The 25,459-nt window shown below is 47.9% G+C and carries 22 protein-coding genes and 1 pseudogene; 14 read left to right on the plus strand and 9 right to left on the minus strand.

What is annotated here, in order from left to right:
* Positions 1 to 1,636: cache domain-containing sensor histidine kinase (locus CZ379_RS10340; RefSeq protein WP_110931559.1), on the minus strand; the 1,636-nt coding region annotated here is incomplete at its 3' end.
* A 124-nt stretch (positions 1,637 to 1,760) separates the two neighbouring features.
* Here CZ379_RS10340 and CZ379_RS10345 point away from each other — a divergent pair.
* The 6 genes and pseudogenes from CZ379_RS10345 to CZ379_RS10370 all read left to right on the plus strand — a co-directional run bounded on the left by CZ379_RS10345 (position 1,761) and on the right by CZ379_RS10370 (position 9,411).
* Positions 1,761 to 2,642, plus strand: a complete 882-nt coding sequence (locus CZ379_RS10345) for a carbohydrate ABC transporter permease (RefSeq protein ID WP_110931560.1) — start codon at positions 1,761 to 1,763, stop codon at positions 2,640 to 2,642.
* Complete coding sequence (locus tag CZ379_RS10350; RefSeq protein WP_110931561.1) at positions 2,642 to 3,469, plus strand: carbohydrate ABC transporter permease; 828 nt, start codon at positions 2,642 to 2,644, stop codon at positions 3,467 to 3,469. Before CZ379_RS10345 ends, CZ379_RS10350 begins: the two co-directional genes overlap by 1 nt.
* Before the next feature lie 71 nt (positions 3,470 to 3,540).
* Positions 3,541 to 4,836, plus strand: a complete 1,296-nt coding sequence (locus tag CZ379_RS10355) for an ABC transporter substrate-binding protein (protein WP_110931562.1) — start codon at positions 3,541 to 3,543, stop codon at positions 4,834 to 4,836.
* Between the two features lie 116 nt (positions 4,837 to 4,952).
* Positions 4,953 to 6,959: a beta-galactosidase gene (locus CZ379_RS10360; protein ID WP_110931563.1), complete on the plus strand. Its 2,007-nt coding sequence runs from the start codon at positions 4,953 to 4,955 to the stop codon at positions 6,957 to 6,959.
* A 31-nt stretch (positions 6,960 to 6,990) separates the two neighbouring features.
* Positions 6,991 to 7,347: pseudogene (locus CZ379_RS10365) on the plus strand (family 1 glycosylhydrolase); the annotation flags it as partial.
* A gap of 129 nt (positions 7,348 to 7,476) precedes the next feature.
* Positions 7,477 to 9,411: a DUF2207 domain-containing protein gene (locus tag CZ379_RS10370; protein WP_110931564.1), complete on the plus strand. Its 1,935-nt coding sequence runs from the start codon at positions 7,477 to 7,479 to the stop codon at positions 9,409 to 9,411.
* A gap of 78 nt (positions 9,412 to 9,489) precedes the next feature.
* Here the strand turns inward: CZ379_RS10370 and CZ379_RS10375 are convergent, their stop codons facing one another.
* From CZ379_RS10375 to CZ379_RS10385, 3 genes are all read right to left on the minus strand, one after another.
* A complete protein-coding gene (locus CZ379_RS10375) occupies positions 9,490 to 10,209 on the minus strand; it encodes an HAD family hydrolase (protein WP_110931565.1) in 720 nt (239 codons plus the stop codon).
* 75 nt (positions 10,210 to 10,284) lie between these two features.
* Positions 10,285 to 11,094: a TPM domain-containing protein gene (locus CZ379_RS10380; RefSeq protein WP_110931566.1), complete on the minus strand. Its 810-nt coding sequence runs from the start codon at positions 11,092 to 11,094 to the stop codon at positions 10,285 to 10,287.
* A gap of 2 nt (positions 11,095 to 11,096) precedes the next feature.
* Positions 11,097 to 11,750, minus strand: coding sequence for a LemA family protein (locus CZ379_RS10385; RefSeq protein WP_110931567.1), 654 nt, complete (start codon positions 11,748 to 11,750; stop codon positions 11,097 to 11,099).
* Positions 11,751 to 12,117: 367 nt separating this feature from the next.
* On the opposite strand from CZ379_RS10385, the gene CZ379_RS26125 reads away from it, so the two are divergent.
* Entirely contained in the window at positions 12,118 to 12,291 is a 174-nt protein-coding gene (locus CZ379_RS26125) for a hypothetical protein (RefSeq protein ID WP_199925559.1), read from the plus strand.
* Between the two features lie 168 nt (positions 12,292 to 12,459).
* Here the strand turns inward: CZ379_RS26125 and CZ379_RS10390 are convergent, their stop codons facing one another.
* The 3 genes from CZ379_RS10390 to CZ379_RS10400 all read right to left on the minus strand — a co-directional run bounded on the left by CZ379_RS10390 (position 12,460) and on the right by CZ379_RS10400 (position 14,412).
* Positions 12,460 to 12,933 carry a threonine/serine exporter family protein gene (locus tag CZ379_RS10390; protein ID WP_110931568.1) on the minus strand — a complete coding sequence of 158 codons (474 nt, stop codon included), beginning with the start codon at positions 12,931 to 12,933 and terminating at the stop codon, positions 12,460 to 12,462.
* 25 nt (positions 12,934 to 12,958) lie between these two features.
* A complete protein-coding gene (locus CZ379_RS10395) occupies positions 12,959 to 13,651 on the minus strand; it encodes a threonine/serine exporter family protein (RefSeq protein ID WP_234405031.1) in 693 nt (230 codons plus the stop codon).
* Positions 13,652 to 14,073: 422 nt separating this feature from the next.
* Positions 14,074 to 14,412 carry a L,D-transpeptidase gene (locus CZ379_RS10400; RefSeq protein ID WP_110931569.1) on the minus strand — a complete coding sequence of 113 codons (339 nt, stop codon included), beginning with the start codon at positions 14,410 to 14,412 and terminating at the stop codon, positions 14,074 to 14,076.
* A 235-nt stretch (positions 14,413 to 14,647) separates the two neighbouring features.
* Between CZ379_RS10400 and CZ379_RS10405 the strand changes: the two genes are divergently transcribed.
* The 5 genes from CZ379_RS10405 to CZ379_RS10425 all read left to right on the plus strand — a co-directional run bounded on the left by CZ379_RS10405 (position 14,648) and on the right by CZ379_RS10425 (position 19,925).
* Positions 14,648 to 14,899 (plus strand): hypothetical protein, encoded by a 252-nt coding sequence (locus CZ379_RS10405; protein ID WP_324616410.1) that lies wholly within the window; start codon positions 14,648 to 14,650, stop codon positions 14,897 to 14,899.
* Between the two features lie 161 nt (positions 14,900 to 15,060).
* Positions 15,061 to 16,143: a diguanylate cyclase gene (locus CZ379_RS10410; protein WP_110931570.1), complete on the plus strand. Its 1,083-nt coding sequence runs from the start codon at positions 15,061 to 15,063 to the stop codon at positions 16,141 to 16,143.
* 167 nt (positions 16,144 to 16,310) lie between these two features.
* Positions 16,311 to 17,663, plus strand: coding sequence for a spore germination protein (locus CZ379_RS10415; RefSeq protein WP_110931571.1), 1,353 nt, complete (start codon positions 16,311 to 16,313; stop codon positions 17,661 to 17,663).
* Positions 17,656 to 18,756: a GerAB/ArcD/ProY family transporter gene (locus tag CZ379_RS10420; RefSeq protein ID WP_110931572.1), complete on the plus strand. Its 1,101-nt coding sequence runs from the start codon at positions 17,656 to 17,658 to the stop codon at positions 18,754 to 18,756. The genes CZ379_RS10415 and CZ379_RS10420 overlap by 8 nt, the downstream gene beginning before the upstream one ends.
* Positions 18,753 to 19,925, plus strand: a complete 1,173-nt coding sequence (locus CZ379_RS10425) for a Ger(x)C family spore germination protein (protein WP_110931573.1) — start codon at positions 18,753 to 18,755, stop codon at positions 19,923 to 19,925. Before CZ379_RS10420 ends, CZ379_RS10425 begins: the two co-directional genes overlap by 4 nt.
* Before the next feature lie 107 nt (positions 19,926 to 20,032).
* On the opposite strand, the gene CZ379_RS10430 is transcribed toward CZ379_RS10425, so the two are convergent.
* Positions 20,033 to 20,368: a hypothetical protein gene (locus tag CZ379_RS10430; RefSeq protein ID WP_110931574.1), complete on the minus strand. Its 336-nt coding sequence runs from the start codon at positions 20,366 to 20,368 to the stop codon at positions 20,033 to 20,035.
* 113 nt (positions 20,369 to 20,481) lie between these two features.
* Positions 20,482 to 20,658 carry a hypothetical protein gene (locus CZ379_RS26130; protein WP_199925560.1) on the minus strand — a complete coding sequence of 59 codons (177 nt, stop codon included), beginning with the start codon at positions 20,656 to 20,658 and terminating at the stop codon, positions 20,482 to 20,484.
* A 199-nt stretch (positions 20,659 to 20,857) separates the two neighbouring features.
* On the opposite strand from CZ379_RS26130, the gene CZ379_RS10435 reads away from it, so the two are divergent.
* A complete protein-coding gene (locus CZ379_RS10435; RefSeq protein ID WP_110931575.1) occupies positions 20,858 to 21,862 on the plus strand; it encodes a LacI family DNA-binding transcriptional regulator in 1,005 nt (334 codons plus the stop codon).
* A gap of 124 nt (positions 21,863 to 21,986) precedes the next feature.
* Complete coding sequence (locus tag CZ379_RS10440) at positions 21,987 to 25,214, plus strand: cellobiose phosphorylase (protein WP_110931576.1); 3,228 nt, start codon at positions 21,987 to 21,989, stop codon at positions 25,212 to 25,214.
* Positions 25,215 to 25,459 lie beyond the last annotated feature (245 nt).

Raw genomic sequence — 25,459 nt, forward strand, 5'->3', positions numbered from 1 at the left:
TTGTGGCGGGGGATAAATCGCTTAGTTCCTCCTGCAGCTGTTTCAATCTGATTTCAGGGATCTGTGCCCCATTGTTCTGTACGACGATCTCCACCTGTCCTTCCCGCCGCAGCCGCTTAGCAAACAGCATGACTTCGCCATTCCAAGCTGTACGATCCAATCCGTGTTTAAAATAGTTTTCGATGATCGGCTGCAAAATCATTTTAGGCATAGGCAGGTCAAGCAGCGAATCATCCACATCATAATGAAATTGGAAGCGATTTTCAAATCGTTCCTTCTGCAGCTCGATATATGCTTTCACATGTTCAAGCTCGTCCCGCAAGGTAACGTTCTTATCCTCGTTATGCATGCTGTAGTGCATCATTTTCGCCAGAGCCGACAGCAGCGCATAAATTCGCGGCATCTTCAATTCCAGCGCCAGCGTGCCTATAATTTGCAGCGTATTATTCAGAAAATGGGGATTGATCTGGGCCTGCATCGCCCGCAATTGATTCGTCTTGTTCGCCAGTTCCAGCTTGTATTCACGCAAAATCAGGTTATTGATCGTATCCATCATACTGCGGAAGCGCAGCATGACCGCACCAATCTCGTCATTGCTGGTCGGCTGGATGTCAACGTTCAAATTACCGGATTGAATTTGATTCATATACCGGTTTAATTGCTTAATAGGTGCAGTAATTCGCAGTGTTATAAATATAGTGGCACCGGCGATGACCATAAGAGAGATAGCGAGAAGCAGCAGATTTATAGTCACTGCCTTGTTGGCTTCTTCGTTTAAATACGATACGGGGATTTGTTTAACGAGCACCCAGTTTGCTCCCGCCTTTTCTAAACGCTGATATATGAAAACATTGTTATCTTGCTCGAAATGTCCGTGAAGCTTGCTCGAAGCCGCGATATGTTCATTATACCAGTCCGATTCCAGCGGCAGTCCAAGCTGACTTTCATCGTCGCTATAAACGATAGCACCGTTCTGGTCAAGAATATATACTTTTTCATGATTGATTTCGTATAAATGCTCCACGATTTCTGTAAGCGCCGACAGCTTTACATCGATTGCCAGATAGCCGATGACTTCGCTTGAAGGCACCTTTTCTATCTTGCGATGCAGCGTAAATACAGGCTCGGGCGGGTAGTTTGGCTGAATGGGAGCAAATCCGTAAATATGACTCATATGCGTCTTCTGCACGGCTAAACTACGATCATTATTAAGCAAAATATCCTCATATGGATCGGTGTCGTAATGTCGTTTAGGCGTGTTCAATGTGAGCAGGGTAGCTCTGCGATTTACATTCTCGTAGAGATACACCTGATAAATATCCGGGATTGATGTTGAAATATAGGACAGAGCGGCATATACCCGCGAACTGCTCTGTGGGTCATCATACCCACCTTCGAGAAGCCGGAATAATTCCGCATTGGAATAGATGGTGGACGAACTACGATTGAGATCACTTAAGAGTTCAGCAAGATTTCGCTGACCTTGGTATAGCAAATTGGCATTCTCCTGAACAGCCCTAGTTCTTAATGACTGAGTGGTGTACAGGTAAGTGACAAACATGGTGGCTACAATGGGAATGATCGTGGCGATCAGCATAAAGACGATTAACTTGGTGCGAATGCTATTCCATTTCACTAGGATATCTCTCCGATCAATAAATTACACCTGAGTGTTCACCTTAGTAGGTGTTCCGAAGGATGAAACACGTTCATAATTAACAATACAACAGTTACTCGGTAGAAAGAAAGGGGGCTGCGGCATGAGCAGCAAGCGACTGTCTTCATGGGGGCTGCAGTTATTTTTTATAGGGCCTGTTCTACTGTTCTTTGCAATCATCATGATCGTTCCATTCTTGCTTGGTATGTATTATTCGTTGACGGACTGGAACGGTGTATCTGGATCAGTGAACTGGGTAGGTTTAGAAAATTTTATCAAAGTATTCAGGAATGACCCGGATTTCTGGTCTTCGTTCTGGTTTACGGTAAGATTTACTCTTGTAGGTGTAATACTTACGAACGTTGTCGGATTTTTCCTGGCCTATTTCCTAACTAAGGCTTTGAAGCTCCGCAACGTTTTGCGAACGATCTTCTTTATGCCGAACGTCATCGGTGGACTGCTTCTCGGGTTTATCTGGCAGTTTATTTTCATTAAAGGATTCTCTACGATGGCGGATCTGACCGGATGGTCATTCTTTGGTCTACCATGGCTAGGGGATGCAGCAACAGGATTCTGGGGAATTACAATTGTGTTCGTATGGCAAACAGCAGGGTATTTGATGGTTGTTTATATATCCTCACTGACGAATGTTCCCTCTGAAGTGATGGAGGCAGCAGAAATCGATGGTGCAAGCCGTTGGCAAATGCTGCGCAGTATTATTATTCCGCTGATTATGCCAGCGATCACCATCTGCTTATTTCTTGCCATATCCTGGGCGTTTAAGATGTTTGACTTGAATCTGTCACTGACAAAGGGTGGGCCATTCAAGTCTACAGAATCCGTAGCTATGAACATTTATGTGGAGGCTTTCCAAAATAACAGATATGGTATGGGGACGGCTAAAGCGATGTTGTTCTTCATCATTGTTGCTGTGATCACTTTGTTCCAGGTTCGCCTGACGAAGAGCAAGGAGGTCGAAGCTTAATGAAGAAATATGGCGTTCGAATGATAGTTACAGAGCTTGTTATGGTATTGGTAGCGTTAGTCTTCTTGGCACCGTTCTACTTCCTGTTTGTTAACTCAGTCAAGCCGTTTGGTGAAATTATGTCTAATTCGGCAAGTTGGCCAGCGGTATTTCATTGGGAGAATTACAGTAAAGCGTGGGAGCTTACTAGATTTCCAGAGGCGTTTACCAACTCATTAATCATAACTGTCATTAGTGTGCTGCTCATGGCGCTGATCAGCTCCATGGGAGCATACCGTATGGTTCGCTCGGATACAATATTCAATAGATTGCTGTTCTTCTTATTCATAGCAGCGATGGTTATTCCGTTCCAATCGATTATGATTCCGCTTATGCGCGTCGTGAACGTGCTTGGCGTGAATAACAGCATGGCAGGCCTTATTCTAACCTATCTCGGTCTGGGCGCGCCGATGTCGTTATTCCTCTTCCATGGTTTCGTCAAATCGATTCCACTGGAAATTGAAGAAGCGGCTACGGTGGATGGATGCACGCCGATTACTGTCTTTTTCCGGATTGTACTGCCTATGCTTAGACCGATGTTGATGACGGTTATTGTACTAAATTGTCTTTGGGTATGGAATGATTATCTGCTTCCATCACTTATTTTGCAAAGACCCGAGATGCGCACGATTCCACTTGCAACCTTCGCATTCTTCGGACAGTACACGAAGCAGTGGGATATTGCTCTTCCAGCCTTAGTGCTCGGGATTGCTCCGATTATTATTTTCTTCCTTTTCCTGCAGCGTTATATTGTTGAGGGAATTGCAGCTGGCTCGGTCAAAGGCTGATAGAAAATGAATATGACCGAATAAGCTGTTCCATAAAAAAATGAAAATACAGCAAGGGGGAAACAAACGAAATGAAGCAAAAAAAATATTCTATTGTATTGTTGTCAGTCATGATGGTAATGTCTCTGCTTCTTGCAGCATGCGGCGGTAAAGACAATGCGTCGGGTAATGCAAACGGGGCAGATGATGCGAAGAAAGAACGAAAAACAGTAACCATTTTTCAGTTTAAAACGGAGATTGTAGAGGGACTTAACGAATTAAAAGTTGAATTTGAGAAGGAGTACCCGGATATCAAGCTTGATATCCAGACGGTCGGCGGCGGCGCGGACTATGCTGCTTCATTGAAGACGAAGTTTGCTTCCGGTGATGCGCCTGACATTTTCTCTAATGGCGGATACACTGAGATGGAAATGTGGCTTGATAAACTGGAGGATTTGTCTGATCAGCCTTGGGTAAAGGATTTGATTCCATTGGCAGCAGAGCCAATGACCAAGGATGGTAAAGTGTATGGTATGCCGATGAACCTGGAAGGCTTCGGATATATTTATAATAAGGAATTATTTGAAAAAGCGGGCATTACCACCCTGCCAAAGACATATTCCGAGTTGGAAGCCGCGGCTAAGCAACTGCAGGAGGCGGGTATTACACCTTTCGCAAACGCTTATCAGGAATGGTGGCTTATGGGGAACCAAGGGATTAGCGTAGCCTTTGCCCAGCAGGATGACGTTGATGGTTTTATTGCAGGACTGAATGACGGAACAGCATCATTCGTCGGCAATGAGAAGTTCGAAAACTGGGCTAAATTGATGCAGCTGACGGTAGACTATGGCAACAAAAATCCATTGACAACCGACTATAACACTCAAGTTACAATGTTCGCCAATGGGGAAGCGGCCATGATGCAAGAAGGCAACTGGGCACAAACGATGATCGATGGCATTAATCCAGATATGAGCATTGGCGTGCTGCCTATGCCGCTCGGCGATGATCCAGAGGAAAATGATAAATTGACGATCGGTATTCCAGCCAACCTAGTGATCAACAAAGAATCTGATGCTAAGGAAGAAGCAAAAATATTCTTGAATTGGCTCGTAACATCGGATCTAGGGAAAGAGTACATTGTAAAGAAATTTAAATTTATCCCTGCATTGTCAACGATTGAAGCAACACCGGAGGATATGGGTGACATCGGTACAGAGCTTTGGAATTACATTGAGGCAGATCAAATTTACGGATTGCAGTCCTCTAAATTTCCAGATGGGGTAGCTCAAGAGTTCGGCAGTGTCATTCAGCAATTTATTGCAGGTAAATCTGATGTGAATGGCTGGGCTGAGAACATGCAGGCAGCATGGGACAAGCTGAAATAACATAATAAATTAGTAACATCGGCTGCTTCTGAGACTTATCAAATTGTGATGAGTGAAAGGAGCAGCCTTTTCCATTCGAAATTTACTTAAATTAGAACGATCGGGAGGCACTGACTATGAACAAATTTGCGAATCAGGTACAAATCGGCGTCGTTTATTATCCGGAGCACTGGGATCCGTCCCTGTGGGAAGAGGATGTTCAACTGATGAAGGTGACGGGCGTACGGGTCGTTCGGTTGGCGGAGTTCGCCTGGAGCCGGATGGAAAGCACTTCAGGGGTGTATCATTTCGAATGGCTGGATCAGGCGATCGATTTGTTCCATAAATACGATATCCGCGTCGTCCTTTGTACGCCGACCAATACGCCTCCCCGCTGGCTGACCGAGCTTAGGCCCGATGTCCTGCCAAGGAATGCGGACGGCACCATCACTTATCCGGGCGTGCGGGGTCATCGGTGCTATAACAGCGAATCGCTGCGGGTCTACGGCTCGCGGATTATCGAAGAGATGACACAGCGCTATGCCCATCATCCTGCGGTCATCGGCTGGCAGACGGATAACGAATACTGGGTAATCGATTGCCATTGCGATGCTTGCGATAATAAATTCCAGGAATGGGTCAAGCGGAAATACGGTACGCTCGAAGTCGTTAACCGTGAATGGGGAACGGTCGTTTGGAGCGGGGAATACAGCGATTGGTCGCAGGTCAGCGTGCCATATGGAGGCTCGAGACATCAGAACCCGTCCTATTTGCTGGATTTTGCCCGGTTTCAGTGGGACTCCATAGAGGAATTCCAGCGGGGTCAGCTGGATATTATACGCAGGAATTGCCCAAGCCATTTCGTGACTCATAATTTTCATACGTATCCGCAGAGGCTGAATTTGTACCAGATCGGTGCTGATTTGGATTTTGCCTCCTTCGATTATTATCCGAACACCGCGCCGGACAAGCAGTCGACCGGTCCGTACAGCGGAGCGCTGGCCCTTGATGTCACCCGCGGAATCAAGCGGCAGAACTTCTGGATTATGGAGCAGCTCAGCGGCTCGCCGGGCTGTTGGTTCCCGACGTGGCGGGCGCCGTATCCGGGCTTCATCCGCGCGTTCTCCTGGCAGGCGATCGCCAAAGGGGCTGATACGGTGGTGCATTTCCGCTGGCGCACGGCGGCCACAGGGGCCGAGCAGTTCTGGCATGGCTTAATTGATCCCAGCAATGTTCCTGGACGCAGGTTCTCTGAATTTGCCGAGCTTTGCGGAGAGGTTAACGCCTTATCCGGTAAGCTTCAGGGAACGGCTCCAAAGCATGAGGCGGCAATACTGCTGTCGCATGAGCAGCTTGAGGCGCTTCGCATCCAGCCTCAGGTGGAAGGTATGGACTATTACGAGAATGTGAAGGACTATCATCGCGCGCTGACGAAGCTGGGGATCGGCTGCGATGTCATCGAATGGACGCAGCCTTTGGACGGCTATAAAATCGTGGTTGCTCCAAGCTTCTATCTGCTAAGCGAGGAGGCTGCAGCCTCGCTGGAGCGTTTTGCAGAGGCAGGGGGCACGGTAATTATCACGAGCCGCTCAGGGGTTAAGCATATGAACAATCAAGCGGTTATGCTGCCGCTGCCTGGACTGCTCGCGGAATGTACCGGAGTCAGGGTAGAGGAGTATGATCCGATCGGTCAGGACAAGCATCGGGTCGTTAATAGCGAAGGACGCTCCTTCACCTGCTCGCAGTGGTGCGATATCCTGAGCCTGCAAGGGGCGGAAGCGATCGCTTGGTATGATGAGGATTTCTACAGCGGTATGCCTGCTGTGACGGTGAATTCATTCGGCGGAGGGCGAGTGTATTATCTTGGTACGCATTTAGAGGAAGCTTATTTGCAGGAACTGTTCGAAAAAGAGGCAAAGGCGCATGGAATGCTGATGTTCCCTGATTTGCCGGAGGGCGTGCAAATTGTGGTGCGCAGCGGGAAATCCGCAGCTTATCTGTTCGTGTTGAACTTGAGTCGTCAGCCCCGTCAAATCATATTGCCGGCGTCTTATCACAGCGTCCTTTATGGCAAAAAGCGACAGGAGACGCTAAGCATGGAGCCTTATGGTGTCGATGTACTGGAGCTTACAGCATTACCTTAAAAGAATCATACCCTGATCTTGAATTATTCGCCTTTACGGCGGTCTAGCAAGGCTTCGGCGAAGTCAATCGCCGATCCCGATTTACATTATCGAGAATGGCACCTGCTACAATGACGAAGTGGTGGATGGAAAAGTAAACGATGTGCGCCGTATCAAGTTCCTGGAGAGCCATGTTGCCGAGCTCGGAAGAGCGATCGAATCCGGCGTGAATTTGAAAGGCTATCTCACTTGGTCGCTGATGGACAATTTCGAATGGGCGTTTGGATACTCCTGTCGCTTCGGTTTGATCCATGTGGATTATAGAACGCAGTTGCGGACACCGAAGGAAAGCTATTACTGGTATCAAAAGCTGATCCGCAAAAACTGGCTTGAGTTGGAGAGCCGTTAAATTGGACAAAAAATCTAACTTTACTGGAGCAAGCCCGCACTTCACACGAAGGAGCGGGCTTTTTGTCGGATTTAATTTAAATTTAAATGGTTTATAATAGTTTGAAGATTTGACAACAGAGGTGACGGGATGAGGAGATGGTTATGGATTGCGTTTGCATTCGTCTGCGTTATGCTGGCGGGCTGCGGAGAAAGCAAGAAGTTTACGATGGAGCAGGTGGATGTGTCGGCAAGGATCATGCCGGATGGCGATCTATTTATACAGGAGCTATTTACTTACCGTTTTGAAGGAAGCTGGAATGGAATGACGCGGTATATTGACCCGAAAGGGCATGAGGGAATCGAATTTTTTGAAGCGTATATTCCGCCGGAAGGAAAGCGTTTTGAAGACTATACATACGACGATTTGCAGCGTCTGACTGTTGATTTTAATGAGGAAAATGATACTTACTATATTCACACGCCGTCCTCTGATGAAACTAAGCGTGTATATTACCGTTACCGGGTGAAGGGCGCCGCAGTGCGATACGCGGATACGGGCGATATGTCATGGAGCTTTTTTAGGAATAATAATGATGATATCCATCATGTAACGATCGATCTGCAGCTTCAGGAAGGCTATAACGAGAAGCAAATTCATTATTTCTTGCATGATCGAACTGGCGGCGAGGTGTCGCTAAAAATGGGGGAAGACGGTAAACCCTCCATTCACTATTATAATGAGCTTCTTGACCAGGATGGGACGGCACGCTTAAGAATGCTGTTCCCCGGAGAATGGCTAAGCGAGCAAGCTGCCCGCTCGGAATCCCTGCCACTGGATAAAGCATTGGCTGAAGAGCAGCAACGAGAGCGGCGGCTTGTTCAGCGTCTAGATCATTTAGCGATGATCGATTCTGTGCTGAAGATACTATGCTATGGGGCCTTGCTGTTCCTGCTGCTCCAAATACTGCCGTTAAAAAGAAGTGCAGGGTGGTTCCTGCGTCGAAATCTGCCGCCGGAGAAGCTGGATCAGCTTGATCCGCTGCTTGCGGTATATATTTATCGGAAAGGGCAGCTTAAGAAGCGGGATATCTTTGCGGGGGTATTCTCCATGCGGCATAAAGGTCTCGTGACGATGGAAGAAAAGGCGGCCCCCAGACGCTTTTTGAACGATAGAAAGGCTCCCGACATTATGCCGGAGTTCTCGTTTAGGGGAAGACGATCTTCACTAAACGAAGCGGAGAATTTTTTCTTGAATAAGTTTTTTTACGGCAAGAAGCTGGAGACGGATCGGTTTGCAGGGCCTACGAAAAAGGAGAAGAAAGACCCTTCCGATCAGGGACGTTATCGTCGGCTTTCCGAACGAATTCATGCCGATTTCAAACAATGGCGTGAACATCTTGACCGTACGGAGGAATATCATGAATATGTTTACCCAAACCGCTTCCGCCAGATTTTAAAGCCCGCTTTGATGATCATGCATTTTGTAGTCATAGTTATGCTATTCTTGGCTGATGTTTCAACGCCTGCGGAAATGGGCTGGGGCTTTCTTATTGTTGGAGTAGCAGCTGGCTTTGCCCTTGCCTTACCGAGACGGAGATGGCTTGCAGTATTGTTTTATTTCTGCTGCTTTGCAGCAGCAGGTTTTCTTTATGGTAGCTCTGCTACAGAAACGTATGCATTGCTGGTCGTGGCGACTTTTGTGCTCGACATGATTCTTCGTCCTTACACGTTGACATTAGAGGGATGGAAGCATTATGCGGCACTTCGTCATTGGCGGAGACGGCTTAAACGTGGAAGAGCTCACTCCCGCTCTGGATTTTATGATCCTGAATCAAGTCTCAGACTGGCCGAGTTTGCCCTTGTATTAGATGCAGGCCCGCAGCTTCTCAGGGCGATGAAGCGTCGGTCGGATGACAAGGCATTGCAGTCAATTGTTTCACGTATAAGCCAATCGGCTATTGAAGGGCTTGTCTATTCCCAGAAATCGATTTCTTATATGCCGCCGGATCCATCGTCCAGCAGCGGCGGCGGCGGTTTCTCGGGTGGCGGCGGCGGCGGTGGCGGAGGCACCGGAGCATTTTAGCTGCATAGAGCAGCACAAAGAACCTGACACGCGAGTTGTCAGGTTCTTTGTTTTGAGTGGATTATAAGGACATTGTATTCACTGCAGGAGCAGCTTCGCAATATCTGGATAGGCGGTCACTAGGTGATGCGGCTGATGATCCGATTCCGGCTCGACGTTGCGGTGATTGAACCACAGCACCTTCCAGCCCGCATCCAATGCTCCAACGACATCGTTCCGCCAAGAGTCCCCGATATAGCTGCAGTTCTCGGGGGCTAAGCCGAGCTTGTCAGTTACGTGCCGAAAAAGACGCTCATCCGGCTTAGTGAAGCCAACGGCTCCTGAGATGAAGATGTGGTCTTCCGGGATAAGCTTGGTCAGTGCAAGAGCTCGGACTTTGTTCATTTGGTGATCGGGTGGCCCATTCGTAATTACACCGACTAGGAAGTTTCTGGATTTCAGCTCCGTAATCAGCTCAGCTACGCCATCGAACAGTCGGATAGAATACTGTAAGCTGAGATATTCATCCTGTAGAGCCTGTGCTTGCTCTGGGGCAAGCTGCAGGTCAAACTCGGCTAATGCCAGCTGAAAGCGGCTTCTGCGCATGTGATGCAATTCTTCCCCGTGCGTCGGCGTCCCTCCGAGCTCGGCGGACAGGGCGTCACTGTAGTAACGCATCCGATGGTAGGCCTGTTCATATGGGAAATCCTCTTCCGTTGCCATAATATTAGTCAGTGCAGTACGAAAAGGAACGAGATGATCATACAGCGTATCGTCGAGATCGAAGAACACAGCTCGTTGCTGCGATGAAGATGTCATAAATACAGTTCTCTCCCTTGCAGTTGATAGTTAGTATATGTTTCTATTATACCGCCTATCGGATGAGAACTGGGACTAAAATCGGCGGCTTGCCCCTCCGCCTCCGGATGAACCCCCGCCCCCTCCGCGAAAGCCTCCTCCGCCTCCGCCACCACCTCGAAATCCGCCACCTCGGCCGAGGATAGACAGAAGGAGCAGGGTAAACATTCCACGAAAGAAGACGATGTCGATCAGGAGGAATGCCCCAATAAGAATAAGCCAGAGTATGGAGAAGCCTCCACCTTCCCCGGAATTAGCCGAGTTCGGCAGGGTAATTTCTTGGGGGTTCAGTTCTTCTACGCCATATTCTTTGGCGACCTCGTTATAAAGCATTTTGTACGTCTCAACAATGCCTTGCCCTGGCTGCTGATTGACGATGTATGGGATAGTAACCTGGTCGATAATCCGCCCTGTTTTGCCATCAGGCAGCGCGCCCTCCAAACCGTACCCTACCTCTATCCGAACCTGGCGGTTGCCAGGCTGATTGTCACCTAGGGAGACGAGCAGAAGTACGCCGTTATTCAGCTTGGCATCGCCGAGCTCATAGGCTCGCAGAGCCTGGAGCGCATACTCTTCAATGGACTCATCGCCCAAGGAAGGCACGGTTAACACGGCAATCTGGGCTTTGGTTCGGTCTTCGAGCGCTCTGCCGAGAGAAAGGAGGTACCGAGCCTGCTCGGCAGACAGAAGATGCTCGAAGTCTTGAACGTAGATATCCCCTTGGCTCTGCGGGATTTTCGGTTCAGCAGAGCCAACTTGCTCACGGCTCGTAAATAATGCCAGGATTAAGATGAGGAGCCCGAGCAAGCTGCGGATCGTTCGCTTTCGGCAAGTTGTAGGAATCATGCTTATTCACCTTCCGGTGCAAGATAAGCTAACTGAAGACGGGCAGTCGGCAGCACCGGAAGCCATGAAGTATTCTCTGTGCCGAAATCAACCTCCGGATTCGTTCTCGATTCGGGCGTAGTTTCAAAATATTGCTTCTTATCGAACCCCATAATCCGGGCAATCAGCACCCCTGGAAAACGCTGAACGAGCTTGTTGTGATCTGCGACAGCATTGTTATAGTCGCTTCGCGCAACGGCGATACGGTTCTCCGTTCCAGCCAGTTCATCCATCAACTGGGTGAATTGAGCATCCGCCTTCAGCGTCGGATAGTTCTCTACGACAACCAGCAAGCGGCTAAGTGCGCCTTGAAGCTGTTGATCGGCCGCAGCGAGTTCATCCGGGGTACGCGCACCGCCAAGCGCGGCTCGCGCGTCGGATACCGCTTTGATTACTTCCTTTTCATGCTCGGCATATCCCTTTACGGTGTTGACCAGATTTGGAATAAGATCGTATCTCCGCTGTAACTGGACATCAATTTTACTCCATTCTTGGTTGACCGTTTCCTCAGAGGCCATGAATTTGTTGTAGTTTCCCGCAAATAGGGCGACGCCAATAAGAATAACCGCCGCGACGATCACGATGGGAATTAGACAGCCCTTTTTTTTGAAATTCATCTGTGATTCCTCCTATCTTGGTTCATGTTATATTCAGATAACCTGTCTTATCGTTATTACTTATCTTTATACCCTGTGCTTTATTTCTAAAAACTAAACAAATTTTTGCTTGGTGTCTAAATCATTGACAAGCTAAATTAAGAAAGACAGCCCTTAGTGAATCATACAATTTACACGAAATGGGAGAAATATGGATCATAAGTGAGCATTTGTACGAATGTTTACGAGTACTAGGTGCTGAGGTTATGAGCGCTAAGATGACACCTTCTCATGTATGATGAGGCAGTCTTGCTGCGTTTTCACTTTAAGTTGCAACACTCTATAATTAGAGATGTTTTTCAAATAAAACTGAGGAGTTGACTTTAACTTGGCTTATGATGAAGTGTTGGAGCGCCGTAATGAGCTATTGAGAAGACAGGTAGGTGAGATGCTCGCCAAGGAGAACCAATATGGATTGAAAGATCAAGAGAGTCATTTCCTCCGACGGATGATTAAAGAGCTGCATCAGACAGAATTTGAATTAAGCGGCAAATCATTGTAATCATTGACTACAGCATGAAAATGGGGAAGTATGACAACCGTAGAGGATATGCACTCGCTGCATATCCTCTATTGGTTTTTATATAGTTTATGCTTTGGTTGTTTGGTCGGTAGCGGTATTTGGGGAAGCGTTTTTTAATTGAAGGAAAGTTGTACGCTTAAGAAACCGTCATTTTCCGGATTTCGCAGGGCGTTGTATTCTGGAAAGCTTGATGATCATCTGGTTAATAACTTCGGACAGTACCAGTCCGATGGCGATAGAGCCGGAGATCAGGAATGCCTTAGCCGCGAGCTGGACGGCGTTGTTGTATTCGCTCTCTACAAATTGCCGCATGGCATCATAGGCAAGCCCCCCCGGAACGAGCGGGATGATCCCCGACACGCTAAAGAGAATTACCGGCTTCCTGTGCAATCTGGCGAGTAATTGGCTAATGACGCCAACGATGAATGTAGCTATGACTGTGGCGAAAACGACGTCGAGCCGGGGGGCGAGAAGAATATAGGTGATCCAGCCCATCATCCCAGCGAGCCCGCATTGCAAAAGGATTCTCCTCGGAGCATTAAACAGAATACCGAAGGCCGCGGAAGCGATAAAACTGGTAATGAGATGCAGGATAATCGACGCAAGCGACGGTGTTATCATCTTATGGGTTCAACCTCTTTTCCAGCTAAAAAATAGTGACGACCACAGCAATGCCCGCGCCTATGGCGAAGGCGGTCAGAAATGCTTCGGCGCCTCGGGACAAACCCGAGACCAAATGTCCAGCCATCAAATCTCTTACGGCGTTCGTAATAAGCAGGCCGGGAACGAGAGGCATGACAGAGCCGATAATAATTTTATCGAGCTCTTGTCCGATTCCTAGCGCCACGAAAATGACGGCCAACAGTCCAATTATAAATGAGGCGGAAAATTCCGCGAAAAATTTAACCTTAATCAATCGATGCAGAGCGAGAAACGTTGAGAAACCTGCTCCTCCGCATAGAATGGCGGGGAGGATGTCAGGCGCGCCTCCCCTGAACATATAAGTAAAGCAGCCGCTGGCAACCGCGGCAGTAATGACTTGCAGCAGCAAAGAGTATTCATGCCCGGCTCGATCAATATCTATCAGACGAAGATGTGCTTGATGAGGCGTAATCTCTTTGGTTCCCAGTTTGCGCGATACATCGTTTACTTCGGCCACCTTCTGTAAATCGGTCGTCCGTTCGACGATACGGATCAGCTTGGCTGATTGCGATCCACTGGATTGGAATATGATTCCGGTAGGGGTGACATAACTGTGGGAACTTTCAAGCCCCATAGCGTTGCCCATACGGGTCATGGTATCCTCGACACGGTAGGTTTCGGCCCCGCTTTGCAGCATGATTTTTCCAGCGAGAAGACAAAGCTCAGCAGGCTCAGTCGCTTGCTTAGCTGACCGCTCAGCCTGAGGCTCTGCGGTATGCCTGATCCCGAGCCCATCAGAATGCTCGGCCTCATGGTCGCCTGGCGGCATGGCTCCAGCAACCGCCGAGCCCGCGGCCTCATGTCCAGTAGATTCAGCATCTATACGAGCCTCGACTCCAGCCCCAGAACCAGTGCCAGCTCCAATTTCAGCTTGTGCAGCGTCATGAGCGAAATTTTTACTTTGTGAAAACATTGTTCTCCCGCCTGCTTTTGTCATTTCCGTTCACCCCTATCCCCTAGCTAATACTGCGTTCATTATATCACGATTACTCCCATGGATTGGGTGATTCGTATTACTCCTATGGCTGCCAACCAGGCGAAGGCTTGCCGCCCACGCTATTATGATCGGATCGTCACTCTCGTTCCTACAGGCACGAGCGAAGACAGGGTCAGCACATCTTGATTATACATACGTATGCAGCCATGGGACACCTCGTGGCCGATTGACGAAGGATTATTTGTTCCATGGATGCCATAGTGGGGTTTCGACAGTCCCATCCAGAATGCTCCGAACGGGCCGCCGGGATTAGGCTGCTTATTGATGATGGCATATTCCCCGGTTGGGGTCTGTGTAAGCATTTTGCCGATACCAACGGGGAAGGATCTGACGACAGTATCTCCATCCAGCAAATACAATTGCCGATCCGATAAATCAACGATGATTCGATAATTCGGCATAACGGATTCCTCCTGACTCGGTTATAGCATGTAATCAAAAGCCGGCTTTCTAACACACCATATATATATTCCAGTGGAGTTCCGAATGTCCGATGACCTGATCATTTTCTACCCTACAGCTTATGATTATCCCCTTACGGAATGAAAGCGTTGCCACTAAAATGGGATTATACAAATAAGGAGGTCATGGAATGAAGAGAGGTTTTAAGTTTGCGGCTATAGTTCTATCCTAGCGATGGTGCTGGCAGGCTGCGGTGCAAAAGAGACTGCCGATAACGGGCAAGCGGCGCCGGAGAAAGTGAAGCTGACGATCTGGCATAACTGGACAGGACAGGATGCCAAAGCCGCGACAATGAGACAATTGCTGGAGGATTTCAGAGCAGCGCACCCCGAGATTGAACTGGAGGACGAAGGGCTCCCGACGGACGGCCTGAAGACACGGCTAAGAACGGTAGCACAGCGAATGAAATGCCTGACCTGTTCGTAAAGGGCGATTTGCCATTTTTATTTTGTCGAATAATATCGAAAATTAGCGAATTTTAATCGTTCGTACCTTGATTTTATGTTATGCTTACATCAATCTGCGGTACCTCATCCTTTCGAGAAGATGACAACGACAATTATGTATAGTGCAGCGAGGGATCTTCGATGTTTGAAAGTTTGATCCATAATTTTACGACTCTTACGACGTTTCTATTCTTTGGAAATATGCTTCGAACCAAATATTTGATGAATAGCAGCTTGAAAGAAAGAGGCAGGCGTATTGTGCTGGGGCTCGCTTTAGGCTTTTTTGGCGTTGTGCATATGTACTTTACCTTCCCGCTCACAGACAATGTATTCGCTGACTTTCGCCAGCTTCCGATACTAATCTCGGTATATTTAGGCGGGTTTGCCTCGGGGGGAGTAGCGACCCTGATCATCTCGATTTATCGCATGTTTTTCCTCGATGGAGTTAATCAGGTCTCTATCTTCGGAGGAGGCTTAAATGCCGTATTCACGCTGATCATAGCCCTCCTCTTTATTCGTTTTCGCAGACTATCATTCAAAAGATGGCTAGCTGCGCTACTTCTATCTATCTTGGCTTCAGATATCGCTTTTTATTTCACGCTGGAGGGGGAGGCTTGCAGAGAAGCGGTCATGATCTTTAGTATTGTCGTTGCTCTCGGGGGGATATTTACTTATTCGATGCTGCAATATCTAGAGAGGTCGGGAGATTCTCTTCGTATATTGAGCGAGGCTGCTCACCGCGATTTTCTTACGGGATTGTATAATGCGAGGGCATTCGAAGTGCTGCTGCAGCAAAAAATAGATTCCTTTCACCGTTACCAAATTCCATTTACCTTGCTTATGGTCGATATCGATCATTTTAAAAAGGTGAACGATACCTACGGGCATGCAGAGGGCGATGCGGTATTAACGCAAATTGCCAATTTGCTTAGAGATACATTTCGACCCGGGGATGAAATTGCCCGTAAGGGCGGTGAAGAGTTCGTTATTATTGTGGATAGCTGCGATAGGGAGCAGATCGTTAATATAGCCGAGCGCTTGCGGCGAAATGTCGAAAGCGAGCCGTTCTTGCTGCCGCAGGGATTGGTGATTCATTTGACTATTTCGGCAGGAAGCGCAACATATCCTGACATCGACAAGGAGCAACTGCTCGATATGGCGGATCAAGCATTATATAAAGCGAAAGAATCGGGAAGGAACCAGGTCTGGCGTGCTGAACGCTAGGCCTTTTTTTAATTCCAAGACAAGGCTGCTCTTGCATATTTAAGGGGGCAGCTTTTTTGAAAAGTAGGTGAACCCAGGGATAAAACGAGTCAAATGAATAGAGTGTATGATTTTACCGTTGTATTGGCAAACTAACCGGACGTAGAACAGGTGAAAGGATATTTATTATGCCAACGAAAAGCACAGTACAGCGGGTGGAGGAATGGTTGTCTGAGCAATTGTCCGGCTTGATGGACTTTGAAGAACGATCTTTAGGGAATTCCCATAACATAAAAATTGCATTCTTGAGAAGTTTAAGCGATTCGGAAACGGTGAAACGCTTCATTGTCGTACCCAGCTATGAGATGGACTTGCCAGCATATGAAAACTATATATCTACATTCCCGGGCTGCGAAACCTCTCGGGATAAGCAGCAAATATTGGAGTTCATTCTGAAGGGCTATATTTATATCCGAATTGACGGCAGCATTTATCTGTTTGATGCGATGAAGATCGAGTTCAGCGGCATCTCTTCAAGCATTACCGAAGCAATTGTTCAGGGGCCGAATGATGCTTTGACAGAGAATATCGAAATTAATATGAATTTGATCCGCCGGCGCTACCAGTCGAAGGATTTGAAGATAGAGCCATTAACGATTGGCAATGTGTCCAAAACTACGGTGACCATCATGTATGATGATTCCCGCGTGGACAGCGAAGTGCTGGAGGAAATGCGGAAGAGACTGTCCGAAATTTCAGTTGATATTCTTCAATCCGCCGGCGAACTGGAGAAGTATGTCAGCGAGCATAAGTATCGTCTTTTTCCGACTACGATTGTAACGGAGAGGCCCGACCGGGTCGTATTTAATTTGGCTGAAGGCAAGGTGGCCGTGCTCATGAATACCGTGGGTTACGCTATTATAGCCCCCAGCGTGTTCAATGATTTCTTCACGGCTATGGATGATAAAATCCAGCTTCCTTTAGTTGGTTGGTTCATGAAAATGATTCGCTATATCGGTTTAATCATTACAGTTGCTCTTCCTGCCTTCTACGTGGCCTTTACCTCCTATAACCCGGAAATATTGAAAGTACAGATTACCCTTCTCATTGCGGGAAGCCGTGCTGCAGTCCCTTACCCATCTTTCGTGGAGGTTGTCTTGATGCTGCTGATGATGGAGTTCCTAATTGAGGCCAGTTTACGGCTTCCGAAAGCGATTGGGCCTACGGCAACAACAGTCGGGGGGCTCATTTTGGGTCAAGCGGCAACGCAAGCCGGGCTGGTCAGCAATATTATGATCATTATCGTATCTGCGGTTGCCATCTCCAATTTTGTGATCCCGCTGAATATGATGGCTTTTACCGTCAGGGTGCTTAAGTATTTCCTTATTTTTTTTGCGGCCACCTTCGGATTAATTGGCATCGTGGTGAGTACGGTCGGAATCGTCATGTATTTGTCCGGCATGCGCAGCTTTGGGAAGCCGTATCTGAAGATTTTTGCTCTAGAAGGTGGACGAGGCAAGGGAGATAAGGTTAATGGTTAAGGAAAAATATTTCTACTATTTGTATTTGATCAATGCGCTAATTAATATTATTAACTTTGTTCCGAGAGTCCTCATTGAGCATCGATTTGAGGGGGCCTTGATGTCCATACTGATTTCGGTCGCCATTGGAACAACATTGCTTGTCACCTTTACAAAACTAATCGGCCACTTCCCAGGGGAAGGCCTGCCCGAGCTTGTCCATGGCTGCTTCCCTAGGATGCTTGGCATACCTTTGCTTACTGTTTTTGCGCTCCTATGGTATGAATCCGGGGCTATTACTTTAGTATCCTTTGTGGATATTACACTGCGCTACATCAGTCCCGACGTTTCTCCGTTAATTGCCCTCATTGTCTTCTTGCTATTGGTCACCCTGTCCAGTCGTCTTAGAACAGAATCGATTTTGTATGCCCTTGAGACGACTATTATTCTCAACGTTCCACTCGTGGCATATATGCTGATCAAGTCTCTGGTAAATCCGCACTTTAGTTGGGATGCGGTCATGCAGGTCATTACTCATCTATGGACGGCGCCGAATTACAGTTCTATTGCAGGGGCAACGTTTATTTTTACGGGCTATGTTAATTTGGCGATTTTCAATCGTGCTTTTCAAAGCTTGAAGCCTAGACAATTGTGGATGATCCCGATATCGGGATTATTGATTCTGCTCATTACCCTGCTTGTACCGATCGGGTATCACGGAACGATCGGCGTGGAGGATCAAGTCTTTACATGGTTCTCGACAGCGGACTCTATTCGCAGCGAATTTTTCCTTGTTGAGCGAGTGTTGTTCATATTCTACTTCACCTATTTATCCTTATCGCTGGTCACTGCTGTCATTCATTGGCATATTGCATTGGAAATTGTGAAAACCTTCGCTCTCAAGAAGAAGACAAAGGGTTCAAAAGCTGCTTCCAATCAGGATTGGTGGATTCTCGCCCCGATGGTTATAGCTACGATCGGAATGGGATATTTTTTTGATCAAGAAAGATTGGGCATATTCGGACAGTGGTTTCTTAATGTTCGCCTGATCGGAGAGATGCTGCTTATAGCCACGATGCTTGTCGTGTACTTGAGGAGGAAGAAGAGGGCATGAGAACAAGAATGTGTATGCTGCTGTTGGTGCTGTGCACTTCGGGAATGCTGCTTGCAGGCTGCCAGTTAAAGGATGTGGATCGGCGGTCGTTCGTCCTGGCTTTCGGCATAGATTCTGCAGCGGATAAGGAGGGAGGCGGGCAGGAAGGGAAAGGAGGGGGGGAAGAGAATGGACAGAGCGATAGAAATCAGAAAAATTTAATTGAGGTGACGCTGAAGCTGGCTATCCCGGAGGGAGACCCGTCAAAGAGAAGCCAGGAAGCAGTAATCATCTCGCAAGTATCCAACAGCATACCGGAGGCTATCCGTTTGTTGAAATCAAAAGTAGACAAAGAAATAGATTTCAGCCATTGCAAAACGTTGTTATTCGGCGAAAGCTATGCTAAGAACAATATATCCGAAATCAGCGACTGGATGGTTAGACGGAGGGATATTCAGTTGATCGCCTATAATGGAGTGGCCAGGCCTAGTGCGAAGGAAGTGCTGTCTTTGCATCCCAAGAGCGAGCGTGTTCCTGCGTACTCCCTTATTTTAAGCTTGGGAAAGGAAGGGACGGAGTCCCCTTTTATCATAGGGATGTACTCTTATAACCTTAGACGCCATTTGTCGGAACGAGGATTAGATCCGATTTTACCTTTGGTTGAAAAGGCCGGGGAAGATATGCTCCTTATTGATAAATCAGTTCTGCTGGATAAAAAGAAGGTGCGCGCCGAATTGACATCCGACGAGACGCGATTGTATAACCTGCTTACCACTCGAAACTTGCGAACCAGCTTTTTTGTCGAAAAGGATGGCATTATTTACAGTTACAATATGGAGACGACACATTCAAAGTTTAAATTAATCACATCCAAAGAGAGCAAAACAATTTTGCAATATGATGTCGGAGGCCGGGCTCTGCTAGAGGATAACAGCAGTGATGTAGAAACGACAGCTTCGACTCTTGAAGAGGTTTCCAAAGCGGCTAGTGAAAAGTGGGAGAAGGATATCAAGCAGTTTCTCGTTAAAGTCCATCAAACCGGGTTGGATCCGCTGGGGTGGGGATTAAGATACACTGCTATGAATTGGAATAACGCTACGGAAATAGAGGACTGGGAGAGAATATACCCTCAACTTGAATTCAGGGTCAATGCTAACGTTAAAGTCGAATACTCCGGTATGATCCGATAACTAGCTGCTCATTGTAGTGTAGAAGTGAGAAAAGGCTAGTTATGCATAGCAAAACGCTCCCCATCATAGAACTCTGACGGAGAGGGTTTTGCGCCATTCGTTAGCAATCAGGAGTGGGAAGATTCCTCTTCTTCCCCACTGTAGCCGTTCAACACGTCAATGCCGGGCATCGCATTTGGGTCGGGAGCTGCGGGGTCGACTGGACTGTTTTTCGCAATTTCATCGGCATCAGGGACATCTGGAAAGCCGATGTTTTCCCTAGCTGCATCTAAATTGCCACGCCCGGAATCATCCTCACTAAGAGCTTGAGTAATACGGGTATCATGCGGCAGCAAATCGTCACCGGGAATGTCATTTTCAGGGCGATAATCTCTCAATATCTGATATCGTTCATACTCATGATCAGCGGCTTCTGTCTTCGGAAATTCTGATTTGTCGGCCAAGGGAGTCCCTCCTCATTTTAGGTTGTGCAGGCTTAAAGCCGAGGTCTTAATTTGAGTTTGCCCCAGATCGGAGTATTCAAACGGTATATAAAAAATAGCTATATTTGATTGAACTAAAATTTAGGAAACACATACTTTACGAGGAAATACAAAAATCCGAAGAACAGAATAATATATGCCGCATACTTAATGAAGGTCGAAGCGACCATACTGGGCTCGGATTTTTGCTGAATGTCTCTTCTTTCTACATCAACATTACTGACTTCGTTACGTTCACGAGGCTCATACATGAACATTACCTCCTCATTTTCTCAAAGTCGAATACAGGGATACTAATGCTGCTTGTGTAATTTTTAAACGGGATGGCTTTGGTTGAAACAATGGCATTCTCATAATTGTAGTTGACTTGATGCGGTAGGGACGACTACAATTTGCTTGACCCCGTATGAGAACTTGCTCGGATGAATGTATCAGGAGATGAGTGAACGATTGACTACGATTTATGATATTGCCAAGTTAACGGGCTTTTCGCCGACCACGGTGTCCAAGGTTTTTAACGGGTATTCGGACGTTAGCGAGAAGACGCGCCGCAAAATTCAGGAGGCCGCACAGCAACTGGGCTATGTTCCGAATGCACATGCCCGATCGCTGACGACCAAGCGTTCCTGGACGATCGGCGTATTGTTCAATGAATCGTCAGGGGCTGGAATTTTGCATCCTTATTTCGGCGGCGTCATTGAAGGGTTCAAGAAGGTGGCTACCTCCAAGGGCTATGATCTGATGTTCATAACGAAGGATATCGGAGGCAAGCCGAGCGGATATTTGGAGCATTGTAAAATCCGCGGTGTGGACGGAATTGTCGTAATTCTGCCGGATTATACAGATCCTTATTTTCATGAGCTGGTAGCGGCAGACATCCCTTGCGTTTTGCTGGACTCCGATTTGGAGCACGCCAGCACGATCTATTCCGACAACATTTTAGGGAGCGAGCTGGCCGTTGACCATTTATATTCTCTTGGGCACCGTTCCATCGCCCATATTGGCGGCGGACACTCCTTTGCCGGAGAACAGCGGATGCAAGGTTTCAATGAAGCAATGCAGCGTCGCGGATTATCGGCTCGGCCTGAATTCATCGTCCAAGGCAGCTATGATTTTACCGTGGAGAGCGGACGCAAGGCGATGGAACAGCTGCTGCAATTGTCGGAAAGACCGACAGCCGTATTTGCTGCAGGGGATAATCTGGCCGTCGGCGCGATGGTTGCGATGAGAGAGCATGGGTTAGCCGTTCCCGAAGACATCTCAGTGATCGGCTTTGACGACATTGAGATGGCAAAATACTTAACGCCCGCCCTGACGACGATCCGCCAGAACACATATGGACTTGGCAGCAGGGCTGCCGACATGTTAATCTATTCGATAGAAGGACATAAAGAGTTACAGCGAGATATGCTTCCAGTGGAACTGGTTATACGCGATTCATGCCGCCCATTGTAATAAGCCTGCTTGATGGGCCGGCTTGTTTTTTGAAGTAAATCGAAACCGGTTTCGGGCCTTGCTAGGCGTGGAAATATCTTGAACAGCGGATGGGGCGAAAACAAAAAATATTGGAGGTAACAGCATGTCTAACTATTCATTTGATCAGAATGCATTCGTCATCAGTCAGTTTGATAAGGCAAAGCCATTTTCAAGCTTCCTTCCCGGCTTGGCAGGTTTAAAGGGGATTCCGATGTGGACGTTCTACGTTAACCGGGGGCAAGCGGTTTGCAGCTTCGGTATTCGTGATAAGAACAGCCCGATTATGGAATTCTCTCCAGCGAGCATCACTTACCAATCGGTGTCATCCAAGGGCTTCAGGACTTTTATTAAACGGGAAGGCGCTACCGGAATCTATGAGCCGTTCCAAAGTGGGGCGCCAGATGCTGCAGCGAAGCGGAAGATGGTGATTCTGCAGAATGAGATCGGGATCGAGGAAGTGAACGAGGAGCAGGGGATTACAGTTAAGGTTACCTATTTTCAAATGCCGAATGATGATTATGCTGCTTTGGTGCGAAAAGTGGAGATTACGAATATTTCAGGGCAGCCTATGAAGTTGGAAATGCTGGACGGCTTGCCGGAAATTCTACCTTACGGCGTGGAGAACGCAGGATACAAGGAAGTCGGGAACCTGCTGCGCAGCTGGATGGAAGTATACAATTTGGACAATAACATCCCTTATTATCGCGTACGCTCCAGTACGAGCGACAGTGCCGAGGTCAGCGAGATTCAGAGCGGTCACTTCTATCTTTCATTTGATCAGGAAGGCAGAATCGCAAAGCCGATCGTCGACTTCCAGGTTATCTTTGGCGATAACACCTCCTTGGCCTATCCAGATCGTTTTGCGGAGCATTCCTTGGCTGAGTTAATGGCGGAGCCGGAATACTGCACGAATAAGGTGCCGTGCGGATTTACAGGGGTATCCGTGCAGTTAGCGCCCGATGAGACGACCACGCTGCATACGATCATCGGGCATATCGATAGCGTCGATCGCTTGAACGAGAAAGCTCCATCGATCGCTAACCTTGCTTACATTGCCGCAAAGCAGGCGGAAGCCGCGCAATTGACGGAGGAACTAACCGAAGATATCGCGACCCGTACGTCTTCTCCGCTATTTGATGCGTACTGCCGTCAAAGTTATATGGATAACTTCCTGCGCGGCGGCTATCCGTTCCTATTTGAGAACGGCCGGGAAGGGTTCGTCATTCACCTGTATTCCCGCAAGCATGGGGATTTGGAGCGCGATTACAATTTCTTCTCGATCGCGCCGGAATACTATTCCCAAGGGAACGGGAACTTCCGCGACGCCAACCAAAATCGCAGGAACGACATCTACTTCAATCCGCGCGTTGGCACGTTTAACATCGTGACATTCTTCAGCTTGATTCAAGCTGACGGCTACAACCCGCTTGGCGTGGAAGGAACGAGCTTTACCGTGCCGGCAGAGCAGGCTGCCAAGCTGCAGGAGCTGCTGGAGACTTCGGTAGCGAATCCGCGAATTGCAGAAAAGTTGCAAGCTCTTTGCCAAGGTAAATTTACGCCGGGTAAAGTCATTTCTCTATTGGCGGACAAGAGCGCAGGTTTAAAACGGGGCGAGGAAGAGATTCTGACGGGCATTCTGACCCTGTCGGAGCAGAATATCGAAGCAGCATTTGGAGAAGGTTACTGGTCAGACCACTGGACGTACAATATGGATCTCGTCGATGGTTATTTGAATATTTTCCCGGATCGTAAAGAGGAATTGCTGCTTGGGGAAGAGGTATATACGTTCTTCGACAGCCCGGCTCGGGTACTTCCTCGGAGCGAGAAATATGTGATCAACGGAGATAAAGTGCGCCAATACGGTGCGATGGAGCATGATGAGGAAAAAATGCAGAAATTCGGCCTGTCTCTTAATGATACGAACTGGCTGAAGACGAAGCATGGAGAGGGCGAGATATTCCGCACGAACTTGCTCGTTAAGCTAGTCTCGTTGTCATTGAACAAATTCGCGACCCTCGATCCTTATGGCATGGGCGTGGAAATGGAAGGCGACAAACCGGGCTGGAACGATGCGATGAACGGCTTGCCAGGATTGTTCGGCTCCGGCATGAGCGAGACATTCGAGCTGAAGCGCATCGTAAATTTGGTGATTGAGGCGAGCGAGGCTTACGGCGATAAGAAGATCGGACTTCCTGAAGAAATGCATCAGCTGCTCACGCAGGTAAGCCAGCTGCTGCAGCGTAATTTGGACGGTCAGCTTGAGCAGTTCGATTACTGGGATCTAGCAGCCTCCGCACGCGAACAGTATCGGGATGAAATCCGATTCGGGATTAGCGGCGAGCTGAAGCAAATTTCATTAGTAGAACTCGGACAAATTTACGAGCAAATGCTGAACAAGCTCGATCAGGGCATCGAACGGGCGATCCAACTGGGTGACGGACTGACCCCGACTTATTTCGTCTTTGATGCGGTAGAATATGAGCCGGTTTCCGATGCGCAGGGCAAGCCAGTCATTAGCGGCTATGGTCTGCCAAAGGTCATCGTGAAGAAGTTCGAGGCGAAGCCTTTGCCGCATTTCCTCGAAGGGCCGACACGGTGGCTGAAGACGATTGACGACAAAGCGCAAGCCCAAGAGGTGTACGACCTGATCCGGCAAAGCGATCTGTACGACAAGGAAATCCAAATGTACAAAACCTCGGTAAGCCTCGACGGCGAATCCCAAGAAATCGGCCGGATTCGGGCATTTACCCCGGGCTGGCTGGAGCGGGAATCCGTGTTCCTTCACATGAGCTATAAGTATTTGCTGGCGCTGCTGAAGAGCGGGCTATATGAGCAGTTCTTCGCCGAAATGAAGACATCCCTGATTCCGTTCCTTGATCCTGCGGTATACGGCCGCAGCACGCTGGAGAACTCGTCATTTATCGCCACGAGCGTCAATCCCGATCCTCATGTGCACGGACGAGGCTTTGTTGCCCGCTTAAGCGGATCGACTGCAGAATTTATCAGCATGTGGATCAAAATGATGATAGGCAGCAAGGCGTTTACCGTTAAAGATGGCCAACTGCAGCTTGCCTTCGAGCCTACATTGCCGGGCTGGCTGTTCGATGAGCAAGGAGAAGTTGGATTTACGTTCCTCGGCAGTACGAAGGTGACCTACCATAATCCGCGCAAGGCGGATACGTTCGGCGCGGATCAGGCCGTTGTTGAGCGAGTGCAGCTTGTGAAGAAGGATGGCGGAGCAGCCGACATCGCTGGCAGTGTCATAAGCGGAGAACTGGCGCATGAAGTCCGGAATGGGGCAGTGGAGGCTATCCATGTTTATTTGAAATAAAATGTAATCATTTTAGGAAAGGTACCGGTCACGAGTACGGTATCTTTCCAATCATTTTTTTCGTCCAATCACAATTCGAAGAATCCAGCATCTTAATTTCAAGTTCGAGTAAAAGTTTACAAATTAGTGAAATTCGCACTTGGTTTATTGAGTTTAAAAACAAATATGGTAATGTATGTATTATAACAAAGCTAGTGCTTATAGTTTTTTATCACTACATGTTAATTCCCTTATACACTCATGAA

This window comes from Paenibacillus bouchesdurhonensis, assembly GCF_900155685.1.
Lineage (GTDB): Bacteria > Bacillota > Bacilli > Paenibacillales > Paenibacillaceae > Fontibacillus > Fontibacillus bouchesdurhonensis.

Coding starts and splice junctions, on each gene's coding strand:
- CZ379_RS10405 (WP_324616410.1), top strand. CDS start 14,648: ATGGTGCTGGCAGGCTGCGGTGCAAAAGAGACTGCCGATAACGGGCAA.
- CZ379_RS10370 (WP_110931564.1), top strand. CDS start 7,477: ATGAGGAGATGGTTATGGATTGCGTTTGCATTCGTCTGCGTTATGCTG.
- CZ379_RS10355 (WP_110931562.1), top strand. CDS start 3,541: ATGAAGCAAAAAAAATATTCTATTGTATTGTTGTCAGTCATGATGGTA.
- CZ379_RS10350 (WP_110931561.1), top strand. CDS start 2,642: ATGAAGAAATATGGCGTTCGAATGATAGTTACAGAGCTTGTTATGGTA.
- CZ379_RS10410 (WP_110931570.1), top strand. CDS start 15,061: ATGTTTGAAAGTTTGATCCATAATTTTACGACTCTTACGACGTTTCTA.
- CZ379_RS10400 (WP_110931569.1), bottom strand. CDS start 14,412: ATGCCGAATTATCGAATCATCGTTGATTTATCGGATCGGCAATTGTAT.
- CZ379_RS10425 (WP_110931573.1), top strand. CDS start 18,753: ATGAGAACAAGAATGTGTATGCTGCTGTTGGTGCTGTGCACTTCGGGA.
- CZ379_RS10415 (WP_110931571.1), top strand. CDS start 16,311: ATGCCAACGAAAAGCACAGTACAGCGGGTGGAGGAATGGTTGTCTGAG.
- CZ379_RS10360 (WP_110931563.1), top strand. CDS start 4,953: ATGAACAAATTTGCGAATCAGGTACAAATCGGCGTCGTTTATTATCCG.
- CZ379_RS10440 (WP_110931576.1), top strand. CDS start 21,987: ATGTCTAACTATTCATTTGATCAGAATGCATTCGTCATCAGTCAGTTT.
- CZ379_RS10375 (WP_110931565.1), bottom strand. CDS start 10,209: ATGACATCTTCATCGCAGCAACGAGCTGTGTTCTTCGATCTCGACGAT.
- CZ379_RS10420 (WP_110931572.1), top strand. CDS start 17,656: ATGGTTAAGGAAAAATATTTCTACTATTTGTATTTGATCAATGCGCTA.
- CZ379_RS10395 (WP_234405031.1), bottom strand. CDS start 13,651: ATGCTGCAAAGCGGGGCCGAAACCTACCGTGTCGAGGATACCATGACC.
- CZ379_RS10380 (WP_110931566.1), bottom strand. CDS start 11,094: ATGATTCCTACAACTTGCCGAAAGCGAACGATCCGCAGCTTGCTCGGG.
- CZ379_RS10345 (WP_110931560.1), top strand. CDS start 1,761: ATGAGCAGCAAGCGACTGTCTTCATGGGGGCTGCAGTTATTTTTTATA.
- CZ379_RS10385 (WP_110931567.1), bottom strand. CDS start 11,750: ATGAATTTCAAAAAAAAGGGCTGTCTAATTCCCATCGTGATCGTCGCG.
- CZ379_RS26130 (WP_199925560.1), bottom strand. CDS start 20,658: ATGTATGAGCCTCGTGAACGTAACGAAGTCAGTAATGTTGATGTAGAA.
- CZ379_RS10390 (WP_110931568.1), bottom strand. CDS start 12,933: ATGATAACACCGTCGCTTGCGTCGATTATCCTGCATCTCATTACCAGT.